Below are 16,006 nucleotides of genomic sequence, written 5' to 3' on the forward strand. Positions count from 1 at the left end.
TTTCCTTACAGTATTGTAAGAATTCTTTTTTATTATTGGATCGTTAGGTAAGCTTCTAAATCCGCTAAAGCACGCGCAGCAATGGCTTCATATCGCGCTTTTTTATCCCGAATCCGTGGACCGTCTAACTCCTTGATAATCCCGAAATTAACATTCATTGGTTGAAAATGCTTGCTGTCCGTATGGGTAATATAATGAGGAAGAGAACCGATTGCAGTGGTTTCTGGAAAGACGACAGGATCTTCTCCTCGAAAACGGCGAACTGCATTTAATCCAGCGACTAGTCCTGAAGCAGCAGATTCGACATACCCTTCTACACCCGTCATCTGACCTGCAAAGAAAAGATTGGGATTGTTCTTTGTTGCGAAGGTGGGTTCCAAAAGATTTGGAGAATCCATATAAGAGTTTCGATGCATGACTCCATATCGAACAAACTCAGCATTTTCCAATCCAGGAATCATCTGAAAAACACGTTTTTGCTCTCCCCATTTCAAGTGGGTCTGAAATCCGACAATATTATAAAGACTAGCCGCAGCATTGTCTTGGCGTAGCTGAACAACGGCATAAGGTGTCTTGTAATCCCCATCTCTTGGTCCCTTGTAATCTTCCGGGTATTCGAGACCAACTGGTTTCATGGGTCCATACAACATGGTCTTGATGCCTCGTTTAGCCATGACTTCAATGGGCATACAACCTTCAAAATATTTTTCCTTCTCAAAAGAGTTAAGAGGAGCTTCTTCTGCCTCAATCAAGGCTTCATAAAAGCGGGTGAACTGCTCTTTGTTCATAGGGGCGTTGAGGTAAGCTGCTTCTCCCTTATCATAACGCGATTTCAGGTAAACCAAGTCCATATCGATTGTGTTGACATCTACTATTGGCGCCGCTGCGTCGTAGAAATAAAACCCTTCTCCGCCATTTAAGGCATGGATCTTTTCAGCCAAAGCGTCACTGGTCAGAGGACCTGTTGCGATGACGACGACGCCGTCTGTTGGAATTTCGGTGATTTCCTCGCGAACGACTTCAATCAAAGGGTGGGTTTCGATCTCTTGGGTAACAGCCTTAGCATAACCTTCCCGGTCCACCGCCATGGCCCCACCAGCAGGAACCCGATGTCGTTCACCATTTCGTAGAATAATAGAATCTAAGCGCCTCATTTCTTCCTTGAGAAGGCCGACAGCATTTGTCAAACTATCTCCTCGGAAGGAATTGGAGCAGACTAATTCCGCAAAATCACTCGTTTTATGTTGCGGAGTGGCTTTGACTCCTCTCATTTCATACAATTTAACAGGAATGCCCCGCTTGGCAATTTGATAGGCTGCTTCGGATCCTGCTAAACCAGCCCCGATGACCGTAATATAAGATTGAGACATGACACTAATACCTCTTTGGGATTGAGTTAGAATTTCAAGACTCATTCGAAGAAGAGCCTATAAAGTCCCCCGGACTTCCCTTCGCTCTCTTGTTTCTAAGCTCAGGCTAAAAAAGTCCCTCGGACTTTCCTTCGCTTTCTTGTTTCTAAGCTCAGGCTAAAAAAGTCCCCCGGACTTTCCTTCGCTTTCTTGTTTCTAAGCTCAGGCTAAAAAAGTCCCCCGGACTTTTTTACTCCCACAAATCTTTCTTTATTTTTTATCTATTATACCATATCCTTTTTATCGTTTCTACTCGCCCTTTATCAACATCTATCAGAAAGCTTGATCCAAAGGGTTTTTCATACATTCCCTTTATCACATATTCTCACCTAAAATCATCCATTTCCACTTCCTTTGGTTAATCGCTGGTTCATTTATTTCAGCTACCCAAGTCTCTCCACAAATCCCTATTGAATAAGCATGTTTACCTACTTTGTATATCATTTCAAAAATACCTAAAAGAATGTATTGTTTTAGGAGTCGTTATCATATATTTTAATTTTTTTATAAAACAGAAAAGAGAGAAGTTAATATAACAGCTTCTCTCCTCCTCAAGAATAAGAGCATTCCTTTAATTAGCAGATTCGCTAAATATAATTTATCCGTTTACTTTTTTTAAGCCTCATATAACCAACTATAATCCACCCTAAATACATAATAGGAAAAATTATATATGATTCTATTATTGCATCAAACAAATTAAATATACCTATTTTTGTTACAACAAATGCAAGTATAAACAAAATCCCTAGAGTTTCGTTTGCTGAAGTAATAGATTTCTTAAGTTTATTGCCGTCCAGCATTTGTTACTAACTCCTTTTAATTATTTTGTTTGTCATTTCATATTACACTTTCTTTTAATAACTTTACAAACACTCAAATAATTAAATCATAATTTACACATTGGGATCTCTCCCTTCAAAAGATTAATAAATTTCACTATTTTATAAAACTAAAAAAAGTCTTTGGCATTATCTGCTAATAATAAACTAAATTACTTTTATATATTGTAACCCCTTCCACAACTCCATTATAAGACTAAATATATAAAAATTCAAAATGAAAGCATCCAAAAAGCTAAAAATATATTAAATAAAGGGGACTAGAATTTCTAGTTCCCTTTTTGTCATTTTCTATTCAAACAAAAAATGCCTATTAATATAGACATTTTCAACTGACTGCTTGAGCAAGAAACGCCCTTCATCTGTTTGATTTGTTCCTATTATGCTTCTGCTTTGTTTGAAAACTGGCTTGTATAAAGGTCATAATAGAAACCTTTGTCAGCTAGTAAACTATGGTGATTGCCTTGTTCAATGATTTGACCGTCCTTAAGTACTAAGATTTTATCTGCTTCTTGGATGGTGGACAGGCGATGCGCGATGACAAAACTGGTTCGACCTTCCATAAGGGTCTTCATCGCTTTTTGAATGAGCAATTCCAGTCGCGTATCTACAGATGAAGTCGCTTCATCTAAAATCAAGATTTTGGGATCAGCTAATAGTGCACGGGCAATGGTCAGAAGTTGTTTTTGGCCTAAGGAAATATTACTAGACTCCTGATTCATCTCCATATTGTAACCTCCTGGGAGGGTGCGAATAAAATGATCTACATTGGCTGCCTTGGCTGCTGCGACGATTTCTTCATCTGTTGCCTCAAGATTTCCAAACCGAAGATTTTCTTTAATCGTTCCTTCATACAACCAAGCGTCTTGTAATACCATACCAAACTGCTTGCGATAGTCTTGTCGCTTGAGGTCTCGGATATCCTGACCATCCACGGTAATCGCACCACTGGTAACATCGTAAAAGCGCATCAACAGATTGATAAGGGTTGTTTTTCCTGCACCGGTCGGTCCGACAATCGCGACCATTTCACCTGGATTCACATCTAGATTAAAGTTTCGAATCAACGGTTTATCTTCTACATACTGGAAGTTAACATTCTTGAAGCTAACTTGACCTGTCAGGTCCTGAGTCAGGGCTTGATTTTCCCCTTGAACTTCATCTGGCTCATCAAACACTTGGAAAATCCGATCCAAGGAGGACTTGGCACTTTGCAGTTGCCCAGCTAATTGAGTTAAATTTTGAATAGGTTGGTTAATCTGCCAAACATACTGAACAAAGGCTTGTAAATTCCCAACTGTGAGACGTCCAGCGAGGGTTTGTAAGCCACCGATGAGGGCAACCATGAGATAGGTTAGGTCAGAGATAGCTGTTAGAATAGGCATCATTAACCCAGATAGAAAATTAGCCTTAAATCCAACTTCCTGCAAATGCTGAGTAATCTGATGGAATTCTTCTTGAGAGTTTTCCTCTCGAACATAGAGCTTGATAATGTTAAAGCCAGTTAACTTTTCTTGGACAAAACCATTCATGGCCCCCAAGGCGTCAGCCTGTAACTTAAAGTAAGGCTGAGATTTTTTAGTGATAAAGCGTGCTCCAAAGTAGGTAATAGGAATGGAAAGAGTAACCAAAATCCCCAAAGGCCAATTGAGATAAAGGACCATCCCAATGACGAGAATCAGGGTAAAAATGGCATTGACAATCTGCATAAAGGATTGCTGCAAGGCATTCGAAACCGTCTCGACGTCGCTTGTAAATCGTCCCAATAAGTCGCCAAATTGGTGTTGATCAAAGTAGGAAACAGGGATGCGGTTGATTTTATCCGTCAGTTGGTTGCGCATATCCCGAACCGTATCCTGGACAGCATTGGTCAGGAAATAATTTGAATAATAGGAACTCAACTCGTAAATAACCCCTCGAACCAAATACAATCCCATAATCATCGCGACATATCCAACATTTAGCTCAGCTCCAGCTACACCGCGCGCCATATCAAGTAGATTTGACGTCAACTCTGTAATAGCGAGACCTAGGATAAAGGGCTCTAAAACACTCATGATGACACTGAGAATTTTCAAAAAAATAGCAAAAGAAACCGAAAACTTGTACAGACTCAGAAAGGTCCATAGCCGAGCGAAACTTGATTGTTTTTTCATATTTTCTCCTTTCTATTCTTCTGTCAGTGACTGACTGTTGAGCTGAGAGTTGGCAATTTCACGGTAAATGTCATTGCTTTCCATCAGTTGGTCATGTGTCCCGCGACCGACGATTTCTCCTTGATCGAGTACAATAATCTGATCCGCATCCATGATGGTTCCAACCCGTTGTGCTACGATTAAGACAGTTGCATCGCCAGTAACTTCTTTCAAGCGGCGGCGTAAGGTCGCATCTGTCTTATAGTCCAAAGCAGAGAAAGAATCGTCAAAGACATAAATATCAGGATTCTTGACAACTGCCCGCGCAATGGAAAGACGTTGCTTTTGCCCACCTGATAAGTTGCTCCCCCCTTCAGCAAGATGTGTTTCAAACTGTTCCTTCACGGCTTTCGATAAATTCTTTGGCTTGAGCCACTTCTGCTGCCTGCTTGAGTTCAATAGGACTTGCATCATCTTTTCCATATCGAAGATTATCCGCAATAGTCCCCGTAAAGAGCAGAGCTTTCTGAGGGATAAAGCCGATCTTCCTGCGAAGGGCCTTGAGATTGTAATCTCGAACATCCACGCCGTCCACAAGGATCTTCCCAAGGGTAACATCATAAAAGCGTGGGATAAGCTGTACTAGAGAGGATTTCCCGGAACCTGTAGAGCCAATAAAGGCAATGGTTTCCCCGGGTTTTGCCTTAAAGGAAATATTATGAAGGACCGGACTTTCTGTTTCCCCAGGGTAAGCAAAGGTAACGTTATCAAATTCTAAGTATCCTCTACTATCTGTCTCCGTCACTCCCTCTTCATTGGGATGGATGGAAATCGGCATGTCCAAAATTTCTTTTAACCGTTGACTGGAAACAGCCGCGCGTGGATACATGGTAAAGAGATTGGCCAAGAAAAGGAAAGACAAAAGAGCATGGAAACTATATTCAACATAAGCCACCAGATCCCCGATGGCAAGGCTACCATTTCGCAAGGGCTCAAGAGCAAACCAAACAATGGCCACAATCATGGCGATAATAATTTGAACAAATAGAGGTTCTGTTAAACCAGTTAATTTGAACAATTTATTTGAATTTCTCGCATATACTTCATTTTCTGATGCAAAGCGTTCTTCTTGGAATTCTTCGCGAGCAAAGGCCCGTATAACGCGCAAACCTGTGAGATTTTCACGGGCATATTGGTTGATTCGATCCAGGGTTTTTTGCTGTAATTCGGACAAAGGTTGCGTTTTAACAGCCACATAGTAGACGACCACTCCAAGAAAAGGAACCGAAATCGCCACAATCCAAGCCATAGATGGACTGGTCACAAAAATCATTAGGACACTTGAAACCATCATTAAAGGCGTGATGACACCCATTTTTAAGATTTGTTCGGCAAATTGCATCAATACAAAGGCGTCTGATGTGACTCGGGTTACCAAAGACGATACGCCGATTTGTTCATATTCATGATGAGAATACTCTTGCAACTTAGCATACAGATCATTTCGCATATCCTTGACCATGGTGGTTGTTAATTTACCTGCTGCATAAGCCAAGACGATGCGTCCCAAAAAACCTAGAATAATGATTGCAAACATGATCCAAGCCCAAAAATACAGTCGATTCGCATTGTTGGCATTAATCCCTTCATCAATCATCCGTGCTAAAATCGTCGGTAAGCCCAAATTGACAATGACAAAAAAGATAGCTGCCACAAAGTTTAGGACCAACCATTTTGGGTAGCGCTTTAGATAAGACCAAATATACTTCATTTTTCCTCCTATTTATTTTCCTAAAATAGCTTTTAGACATAGAAAAGAGCGTGACATCACACGCTTCTCTTATTTATTATAGCATAAATTCGGATAAAAAGAAAGATTCGGCTTAGGATCGCAAGGCCTTCATCAAGGTCTGAATTCCCGCGAACATAAAGGCAAGGGCAATCAAATTCATCAAGAAAAGACTAATCCCCATAGGATTTAAAAAGAAAATGAGTCCTAATAGAAAAACAACTCCTGCTAGCCATTTCACATTTGACCCAAGAAATGGGACGACATAGGTCAGATTACGTCCCTTGAAATAAAGAAGCGTAGCCTGTATCAGAAGCCAAATACCAATCGCAGTTGGAACGACAAAAGGGAGGATTTCAAAACCACGTGTCATGAGATAAAAGGCAAAGATGAGATTGATACCGATTTCTAGTAGATAAACGGCTTGCCGCTGAGCAGTCTCCATCCTGTAGTAATTGAATAAGGCGTTCAGAGCATGGATAAAGAGACCAACTGAAATCAGCCATGATAGACTCATCAAGGTATCGATAGGATTGACAAATATGATGATACCAATGAGAAGATAAATAATCCCTGAAAATAGTGAAAAAAATTGTTTGGATGATGTCATGTGTATCCTCCTTTAAAATTACTTGCTAGTTTACCACAGGACTCGCCTTTCTGCAAATCCTAGAGTCGATTGCAGGCACTGAGAAAGAAAAGCCACCAGAAAGGTGACTTTTTTAGTTATGAAAACTATTTCAAATAAGGCCAGATAAAGTAGCTTTAGAATCGTCATTTTATTGGTTTATTCTGGCACTGAACACTTCTTGTTCAGAAATACTGTCGTTGACAAAGCTACCGTTGCTGGTTCGCTCCGATAAAGAGAGGTCCGCCAGATTTTTTTCAGTAACCTGACCAGTTGTCGACGTCACAACCAAGATTTGTTGATCCGTTGATTCTGCTTCAGTCGCAAACAGATCCAACTCACCCCCACCACTTTCTGAAAAGACAGGACCCGCTAGGAAGACCCGATGAGGTTTAGATTTCAGTTCTCGTAGGACCTGCAAGCCACGACCTGCCCGCTTGGCTTGCGGGATCTCACTAACTGCTAGGCGTTTAAGACTGCCACGCTGAGTCAAGATAAAGAAGGAGGTCGTATTGGCCACAAAGGCGGCCTGTAGGACATCCCCATCCTTGAGGTTAATGGCCTTGACACCTGCTGCTTTAGCTCCAACCACTGGTACCTCTTCGATCGAAAAACGAAGCGCATAACCATTATGGGTAACCAGTAGCACATCGTCTAACAAAATAGGCGTGATAGCTATGACAGCATCCTGCTCGTCTTTCAACTTCGCATATTTGACCGACTTGGACTTATAGGTCCGCCAAGGGGAGAGTTCTGTGACGGACAGGCGCTTGATTTGGCCAAACTTCGTCGCTGCAAAATAGGTTGTTCCTTCAAAGTCATCACGGATTTCAGCATATAGAACTTCTTCATCCTGGGCTAGATTGCTAATGGTCTGAGACAAGTGCTCTCCGATATCCTTCCAGCGAATATCTGTTAGTTCGTGAATCGGGCGATAGATAACATTGCCCTGATTTGTAAAAATGAGCAAGTGTTGAGTCGTCTTTGCCAACTGATGGAAAATCAGCTCGTCGTCATCCCGCTTACCAAGCTCCTCAACGGTAGAAGCTGAGTAAGAGCGTGGGCTAGTTCGCTTGAGATAGCCCCCTCTCGTGACGCTAACATAGGTGTCTTCTTCGACTATGAGACTCGCTGTATCAATTTCGATGGTCTTAGCGACATCTTGCAATTCACTTCGACGGTCGTTGCCAAATTGTTTCTTGACCTCACGGAGTTCCTTTTTCATAAGGTTGTACATGGTTCGCTCATCCCCGATGACAGCTGCTAAGGTCGCAATCTTGTCACGAAGCTCTTTTTCTTCTTCCTGTAAGACCACCACGTCCGTATTGGTCAAGCGGTACAGTTGCAAGGTTACAATCGCTTCTGCTTGTTCTTCGCTAAACTCATAACTGACTTTTAGGTTTTCCTTGGCATCCGCTTTATTCTCTGATGCACGAATCAGGGCAATGACCTCATCGAGAATGGAGATAACACGAATCAGGCCTTCTACGATATGAAGACGTTTTTCCGCTTTTTCCTTATCAAACTTAGATCGCGCAATGATAATCTCCCGACGATGAGCGATATAACTGGATAAAATCTTTTGCAAGCCTACTTGTCGTGGTGTGAAATGGTCAATCGCCACCATATTGAAATTATAATTGACTTGTAGGTCTGTGTATTTCAATAGGTAGTTGAGGATCGTCTGACTGTCTGCATCCTTCTTCAGTTCGATCGCAATCCGCAAGCCAGTCCGATCTGACTCGTCTCGCACTTCCGCAATGCCAGGGACCTTGTTGTTAACGCGCACATCATCGATTTTCTTCACAAGGACAGCTTTATTGACATCGTAAGGAATCTCAGTGACAATAATCTGCTCCTTACCACCTTTTAGTTGTTCCATTTCAGTTCGGGAGCGGACCACTACTCGTCCTTTACCCGTCTCGTAGGCTTTACGAATCTCATCTTTCCCTTGGATGATGGCTCCCGTTGGAAAGTCCGGTCCAGGTAAGAACTCCATCAGCTTATCCAGTTTGGCAGATGGATGGTCAATCATGTAGACCACGGCATCGATGACCTCTGCTAAATTATGCGGTGGAATATCCGTCGCATACCCAGCAGAAATCCCTGTCGCACCATTGACCAAAAGGTTTGGAAAGGCAGCTGGTAAAACCGTTGGTTCTTTCTCCGTATCATCGAAGTTCCAAGCCCAAGGGACGGTCTTTTTGTCAATATCCTGAAGTAGGTAACCCGCAATCTCAGACAAACGCGCCTCAGTATACCGCATGGCTGCAGGTGGGTCCCCATCCATAGAACCATTGTTCCCGTGCATTTCGACCAAAATCTCACGATTTTTTCCAGTCCTGAGACATGCGCACCATGGCATCATAGATAGAAGAATCCCCATGTGGGTGGAAATTCCCCATGATATTCCCGACGGACTTGGCAGACTTCCGGTACCCCTTGTCATGGGTATTCCCGTCCTTATTCATGGAATAAAGAATCCGCCTTTGAACAGGTTTCAAACCATCTCGAATATCTGGCAAAGCCCGTTCTTGAATAATGTATTTGGAGTAGCGTCCAAAGCGCTCTCCCATGATGTCCTCCAGGGACATGTTTTGAATGTTGGACATATAGGATACAAAGCCCGTAAAATGCAAAGGGAAAATAGGAAATTCTTGAAGTGAGCCATGCTCACAAGAGAATTTATCATTTTCACACAGTATTTAGGGCGTGTTCAACTCCTTTCAGAGAATGTTGAGTAATCTTTTATATATAGGAATTCAGTTACACCAGGTAACCAAAGGATCCTTTCTGTAATTTTACGTGTTTAAAATAAGGGAATGCATTCATTATTGAGTAGATAGCTTTTTCTTAGCATAAGCTATCTACTTCTTAGCCTCTTTCTGATCAAAGGAAAACCCCTCTTTTGAGCAAGGAATTGAGCCTCTTGGTGGAAAATTTGCATCGTAGCAAATAAAGTCTGAGTGATTTTGTCTAAACTTGAGAAATCTAGCAGATTCGAGAATTCCTTCTCCTTCTCAGTTGGCAAATAGGTAAAGAGATATTTGTAATTTTTACCGATATCGACTGCTCCCCTATCACTTGTTACCTGCCAAGCAAGGACCTTCAAAAGTTCTTGTTGGCAAATACCGTAGAGATGGTCCGTTGCATAGATGACTTGATGGCGACAGATTCCTTTGACCACATAGGCTGACACCCACCAAAATTCATTGCAGGCTTTTTCAAAATCAATCGCACTAGCTGGGCTTGTCCAGTAACGTTGAGGATTTGGAGAATAGGGCACAAATAAGCCTTTCTCATCTTTCAAAACTGTAACATCAGCTTCACTATCCACCCACTCTTGGATAGACTCCTTAGGACAGAGGGTTAAATCAATCCGATTGCCATCTTCAAAAAGCATGAGATACAGACGACGATGACCAAGAACCAGATAGAGCGACAGCCTTCACTTGTAAAGATTTAGCGATCTGTGAAATCGCATCAAGCATTTCTGTCTCAGTTCTCATCTTTCACTCCTTCATCACTTAGAGCTATTTGAAATTGTTTTTTATTATAAATTGTAAACAATCCATCATCTTTGACATTCGCTAAGCAAGTAATCTCTATCCCCTACCAAAAAGTATTCCGTGTCTTACTGATCTCGGTCGAAATGGTAGAGATAAAGAGGTGGCAAATAAGAAACTAGAATCATCAAAATAATGACTATGACTATGGATATATAATGATGCAGCTGAAATAGCATATCTACACACAAACCAAAAAGACCAATTAATAGGGGACCTAAGATATAGGATAGGAAAATCAAAAGTCCCTTCCGCAGATTCTTCCTATAAACGAAACACAAACGAATCAGTGTGTAGACTAAGGCTCCTATTATCAAGGGGAAGCCATATAAAATCATAATAATGAACGCCTCTAAAGAACCGTAGTCTGGGGATCTAATGTTGGATTCCAGTACCTTTAGCATGAATAACGTAAATACGATCGGCGCGTACAAGCCTAAAAATCTGATTCTTCGACGATTCATGTAGAATGCAATAAACGCAGATGGTAATGAGACTAAGAAAACATAACCAAAATAAGCCAATTCAACCTTATTCATCACTCACACTCCTTAAAACGCAGTCGTTTCTTCCAGCGTAAACCTGACATTATCTTCAATCCACTGCCTTCTTGGAGCTGGCTTGTCCCCCATGAGAACAGAGACCCGCCGTTCTGCACGGGCTAAATCGTCGATGGTCACTCGGATAAGGGTGCGACTCTCAGGATTCATGGTCGTCTCCCAGAGCTGATCTGCATTCATCTCCCCCAACCCTTTGTAACGTTGGAGCATGGCACCTTTACCAAATTCACGACGCAGATCCTCTAGTTCCCCATCTGTCCAAGCATAGGCTATTTTCTCTGTCTTCCCCTTCCCCTTTGACATTTTGTAAAGTGGAGGTAGCGCGATATAGACATGACCTGCTTCTACCAACGGTCGCATATAACGATAGAAGAAAGTCAGCAACAGGGTCTGGATATGGGCACCATCCGTATCGGCATCGGTCATAATAATAATCTTATCATAGTTGATATCTTCGAGATTAAAGTCTGATCCTACACCAGCCCCAATGGTATAAATCATCGTATTGATTTCTTCATTTTTGAGGATATCTGCCATCTTGGCTTTTTCTGTATTTAGCACCTTCCCTCGCAAGGGGAGAATGGCCTGAAACTTACGGTCACGACCTTGCTTAGCAGAACCACCGGCAGAGTCCCCTTCGACTAAGTAAAGCTCATTTTTCGCAGCATTTTTAGACTGGGCCGGGGTCAGTTTTCCTGACAAGAGACCCTTATCCTTCTTATTTTTCTTGCCATTTCGGCTTTCATCTCGGGCTTTACGAGCAGCCTCCCTGGCATCCCGGGCCCGAATAGCTTTTCGGACCAGGTTGCTGGCCAACTCTCCATTTTCTAATAGGAAATAGGTCAGTCTCTCAGATACAATCCCATCTACAATTGGACGAGCAACAGGGGATCCAAGCTTGTCTTTGGTTTGTCCTTCGAATTGCAAGTGTTCCTCTGGTACCAGGATAGACAAGATAGCGGACAAGCCTTCTCGGTAATCCGAGCCTTCCAAGTTTTTGTCCTTCTCCTTGAGCAAGCCACTCTTTCGAGCATAGTCATTCATGGCCTTGGTAATAGCTGATTTAAGCCCTGTCTCGTGGGTTCCTCCGTCCTTCGTCCGAACGTTATTGACAAAGGAGAGAATATTGTCTGAAAATCCATCATTATATTGAAGAGCGATGTCTACATGAAAACCTTGTTCTTCCCCTTCAATAGAGATAATGGGCGTTAAGGTTTCCTTGTCTTCATTCAGATAGGCAACAAAATCCTGAACCCCATTTTCATAGTGAAATTCTTCGTGAAGTACTTCCTCTCCACGAAGATCGGTCAAGCTCATGGTGACATTTTTTAGCAAAAAGGCCGATTCTTTGAGGCGTTCTGCAATGGTATTAAACTTGAAGTCAGTTGTTGAAAAAATGGTCGCATCTGGCATAAAGGTAACCTTGGTTCCAGACTTAGACTTAGGTGCTGTGCCAATCTTTTTTAGCGTGGTGACAGGTTTTCCCCCATGCTCAAACCGTTGTTGGTAGACTGTTCCATCACGGGTGATTTCAACCTCGAGCCAGCTGGATAAGGCATTCACAACGGAAGAACCTACTCCATGAAGTCCACCTGATGTTTTGTAGCCACCTTGACCAAATTTTCCACCTGCGTGAAGAACGGTAAAGATAACTTCAACGGTTGGAATCCCCATCGCATGAAGTCCTGTCGGCATCCCCCGTCCTTGGTCAGCAACCGTAAGCGAACCATCCTGATTAATCGTCACTTCAATCTGCGATCCAAAACCTGAGAGAGCCTCATCGACAGCATTGTCCACGATTTCCCAGACCAGATGATGGAGTCCATTTCCATCCGTAGAGCCTATATACATCCCAGGCCGTTTACGGACAGCATCTAATCCTTCCAATACCTGAATCGCATCATCATTGTAATTGTTTACATTAATTTCTTTTTTAGCCAAACGAGCCTCCAATAGCGAAATGAAAAGGATGTTCCCCAATAGCGGAGAGCCTCGACTTCATTTCGTTGAATATTCATCCTTACTATAGTACACAAAAAAAGCCTTTTTCGCAAAATTTTTTAGACTTTTCTCCTATTTAATCGCGTTTTGAGGAGGCTTGAAGCGAAAAAAAAACTATGGTATGATTAGGATATGGAAATCATTTTACTAATCTTAGCTTACATCATCGGATCCATCCCAACTGGACTGTGGATTGGAAAACTATTTTTTAATATCAATTTGCGCGAGCACGGTTCTGGAAATATCGGAACGACCAATGCCATGCGCATCCTTGGGAAAAAAGCCGGCTGGACTGTTTGGTTCATCGATTTCTTCAAAGGAACCTTAGCCGCATGTCTTCCTCTTCTCTTTCATGTGGAAGGCAACCTTCCCCGTGTTTTATTTGGCTTGGCGGCTGTATTAGGGCATGTCTTTCCCGTCTTTGCCGGATTTAAAGGCGGAAAAGCCGTTGCGACAACGTGCGGTATGCTGATCGGCATCAACCCCCTATTTGGTCTTTCAGTTTTATTGACCTTTCTAGTCTTTCTCTACCTCACTTCTATGGTTTCTTTTGCCGCACTCGCCACTGCTTTATTGGGAATGGTGAGCACTCTTCTATTTCCAGCTTACCATATCTTCTTTTCTAGCTATGATTGGATCTTTATTGGTATTTGCTGGTTGGCCGCGATTATGATCTTTTTCCGACACAAAGAAAATATCGGACGTATCTTAAAGAAGGAAGAAAATACGACTGGTTTTGGCTTAAATCTTCTCCAGCAAGGAAGCCGTAAACAAAACAATGATTAAACACTTCTCTATCTATTCACAGAAAGACAAATCTTCAAGGAATAGATAGAGTTTTTTCTTTGCCATAGGCTTCCTCTACCTGCAACGAGGAAGGGCGTGTATCTATGATAGAACGGAGCTAGATGCGGAGGCAGTAGCAAAATGCATGACGATGTTTCGGAAAGATAAGAGGCATCTAGGAGACTTGCTAGCCCATACGCAAGTCCAACCAAAAGAAGAATAGGGTAGAGATCGTGTATCCTATCCTTAAAGAAAGAGACAAATATAGTTAGGAAGGAACTGTATGAATGAACCGTAGAATATACAAATCTTTGTATGGTAAGGGACAGCGATAGAGTTCTGCTTATGGATCGTAAAAAAGAAGACTGACCAGGCATTACTTTTCCTATATGGAGGAGACTGGAAGTACGATTTAAAGTAAAATTAAATGCTGATTCTGAGAATTTACCTGAATTTTTTAAACGGTCAACCGCATGGTTGGCTCTTTTTCTTTTTAAAAGAAATCCGCTTAAATGACTTCCACACAAAAAAAGAATTTGCAACTCCTTCTTTTCTTAACGGTAGGCCATCATGGTCTACCGTTCAAGATCGATTGTTTGCAAATTCTTTTTCATTTTCAAGACTGGATCATTCATCCAGTTTTTATTAAGCTTTCATTAAAGCGCTAGAGACGCTCTTATCGAATCGCTTCTTCTGTTTCGATATCAAAGAAATGACCTTTGTTGGAGTTGAAGGCTAAAGTAACCTTTTCACCTGGATGGTGGAAGTCACGCGCATCTACACGTGCTGCAAATTCAAATCCACCATATTTCAAATAAAGCATCGTTTCAGCTCCTAACAACTCTGCAACTACAACTTCAGCTGTCACCGTTGCATTGACATACGTTTCCTGTGCCAAATGGTCACTAGAAACATCTTCAGGCCGGATTCCAAAGATGACTTTCTTACCTTCGTATCCTTTATCCTTCAAGATTTTCGCCCGTCCTTCAGGGATTTCAATGCTAAAGCCACCCTCTCCTTCTATACGGTTTCCTTTTAGGGTCACTTCAAAGAAATTCATAGCTGGGCTTCCGATGAATCCCGCAACAAACTTATTAGCAGGACGATTGTAGAGTTCTTGAGGGCTACCAACTTGTTCAACGCGTCCGATGGTTCCGTCACCATTTGGATTCTTTGTAGAACTCATGATGACAATCCGATCTGCCAAGGTCATAGCTTCTGTTTGGTCGTGGGTAACGTAGATAGTCGTTGCCCCGATCCGTTGATGAATTTTAGCGATTTCAGCACGCATAGAAACCCGCAGTTTAGCATCCAAGTTAGAAAGTGGCTCATCCATCAAGAATACCGAAGCGTCCCGCACGATAGCCCGTCCCATGGCTACCCGTTGCCGTTGTCCACCTGATAAGTCTGCTGGTTTACGAGTTAGAAATTCGGTCAAACCAAGAATTTCAGCAGCATCCTTGACACGTTTATCAATTTCGTCTTTTTTATACTTCCGCAATTTCAATCCGAAAGCCATGTTATCATAAACAGTCATGTGAGGATAGAGGGCATAGTTTTGGAAAACCATGGCAATATCCCGGTCTTTCGGAGATTTGTCATTGACCAACTCGTCATTAATGTATAACTCACCTTCTGAAATATCTTCCAAACCAGCAATCATCCGCAAGGTGGTTGATTTCCCACATCCTGAAGGACCTACAAAAACAATAAACTCTTTGTCCTTAATGTCAAGATTGAAATCCTCAACGGAATAGTGACTAGCATTTGGATATTGTTTAAAGATATGATTTAATTTGAGTTCTACCATGAGAGCTTCCTCCTTTATTCTATAGTTACAGTATAGCAAAGCGCTTTCAAAATTAAAATGTGCACCCCGACCAATTCTCTTAGTCAAAATGCACAAAGCTTATTTTTCAAGTAATAACAGATAAGAGAGAGCCAAATCATCTAAATGCTTGAGATTTAAACCAGAGCGCTGGTAAAATTTATCCAGTTTATACTGTAATGTATTGCGGTGGAGATATAGGTCTTGAGCAGTCTTAACCATATTTCCCTCATTTCCCCATAGTGTCTCCACGATTGCGCTCATCTCGTCATTCACTAGGATCTCAGTCTTTAGAAAACGCCGGATGAGGGGGAAAGATGCACCATTCGTGACTCCCCATAACAAGAGGTTCGGATAAGAAACAAACTGACCGGTCCCAGATGTCTCTTGGAAGCTTGTCAGTAGCGCTTGCTCCTCTTGGAAAACAGCTTGAAGGTCCGACTCCATTAGCTTTCGCCACTG

General features: G+C 42.0%; 7 protein-coding genes and 4 pseudogenes. 2 read left to right on the plus strand and 9 right to left on the minus strand.

Going from position 1 to position 16,006, the window contains the following annotated elements; genetic code table 11:
* Positions 1–32: 32 nt before the first annotated feature.
* The 7 genes and pseudogenes from trmFO to parE form a co-directional block, all read right to left on the minus strand.
* Positions 33–1,370 carry a methylenetetrahydrofolate--tRNA-(uracil(54)-C(5))-methyltransferase (FADH(2)-oxidizing) TrmFO gene (gene trmFO, locus STRDD13_RS02080; RefSeq protein ID WP_067101239.1) on the minus strand — a complete coding sequence of 446 codons (1,338 nt, stop codon included), beginning with the start codon at positions 1,368–1,370 and terminating at the stop codon, positions 33–35.
* Between the two features lie 1,261 nt (positions 1,371–2,631).
* Positions 2,632–4,407, minus strand: a complete 1,776-nt coding sequence (locus STRDD13_RS02090) for an ABC transporter ATP-binding protein (protein WP_067101245.1) — start codon at positions 4,405–4,407, stop codon at positions 2,632–2,634.
* Positions 4,408–4,419: 12 nt separating this feature from the next.
* A pseudogene (locus tag STRDD13_RS02095) lies at positions 4,420–6,157 on the minus strand (ABC transporter ATP-binding protein).
* A 112-nt stretch (positions 6,158–6,269) separates the two neighbouring features.
* Positions 6,270–6,785, minus strand: coding sequence for a DUF308 domain-containing protein (locus tag STRDD13_RS02100; protein WP_067101248.1), 516 nt, complete (start codon positions 6,783–6,785; stop codon positions 6,270–6,272).
* A gap of 169 nt (positions 6,786–6,954) precedes the next feature.
* Positions 6,955–9,415: pseudogene (gene parC / locus STRDD13_RS02105) on the minus strand (DNA topoisomerase IV subunit A).
* Positions 9,416–9,699: 284 nt separating this feature from the next.
* Positions 9,700–10,312 (minus strand): annotated as a pseudogene (locus tag STRDD13_RS02110) (aminoglycoside 6-adenylyltransferase); the annotation flags it as partial.
* Between the two features lie 608 nt (positions 10,313–10,920).
* On the minus strand, positions 10,921–12,870 hold the full coding sequence (parE, locus tag STRDD13_RS02120; protein WP_067101250.1) for a DNA topoisomerase IV subunit B: 1,950 nt from the start codon (positions 12,868–12,870) through the stop codon (positions 10,921–10,923).
* Positions 12,871–13,062: 192 nt separating this feature from the next.
* On the opposite strand from parE, the gene plsY reads away from it, so the two are divergent.
* Together plsY and STRDD13_RS08670 are read left to right on the plus strand one after the other, a co-directional pair.
* Entirely contained in the window at positions 13,063–13,716 is a 654-nt protein-coding gene (plsY, locus tag STRDD13_RS02125; RefSeq protein ID WP_067101253.1) for a glycerol-3-phosphate 1-O-acyltransferase PlsY, read from the plus strand.
* A gap of 145 nt (positions 13,717–13,861) precedes the next feature.
* A pseudogene (locus STRDD13_RS08670) lies at positions 13,862–13,939 on the plus strand (RDD family protein); the annotation flags it as partial.
* A 453-nt stretch (positions 13,940–14,392) separates the two neighbouring features.
* On the opposite strand, the gene STRDD13_RS02130 reads toward STRDD13_RS08670, so the two are convergent.
* Together STRDD13_RS02130 and STRDD13_RS08185 are read right to left on the minus strand one after the other, a co-directional pair.
* Positions 14,393–15,526, minus strand: a complete 1,134-nt coding sequence (locus STRDD13_RS02130) for an ABC transporter ATP-binding protein (RefSeq protein ID WP_067101256.1) — start codon at positions 15,524–15,526, stop codon at positions 14,393–14,395.
* A 99-nt stretch (positions 15,527–15,625) separates the two neighbouring features.
* The coding region (locus STRDD13_RS08185) for a helix-turn-helix domain-containing protein (protein WP_197457141.1) at positions 15,626–16,006 on the minus strand (381 nt) is incomplete at its 5' end.

The organism is Streptococcus sp. DD13, assembly GCF_001578875.1.
Classification (GTDB): domain Bacteria; phylum Bacillota; class Bacilli; order Lactobacillales; family Streptococcaceae; genus Streptococcus.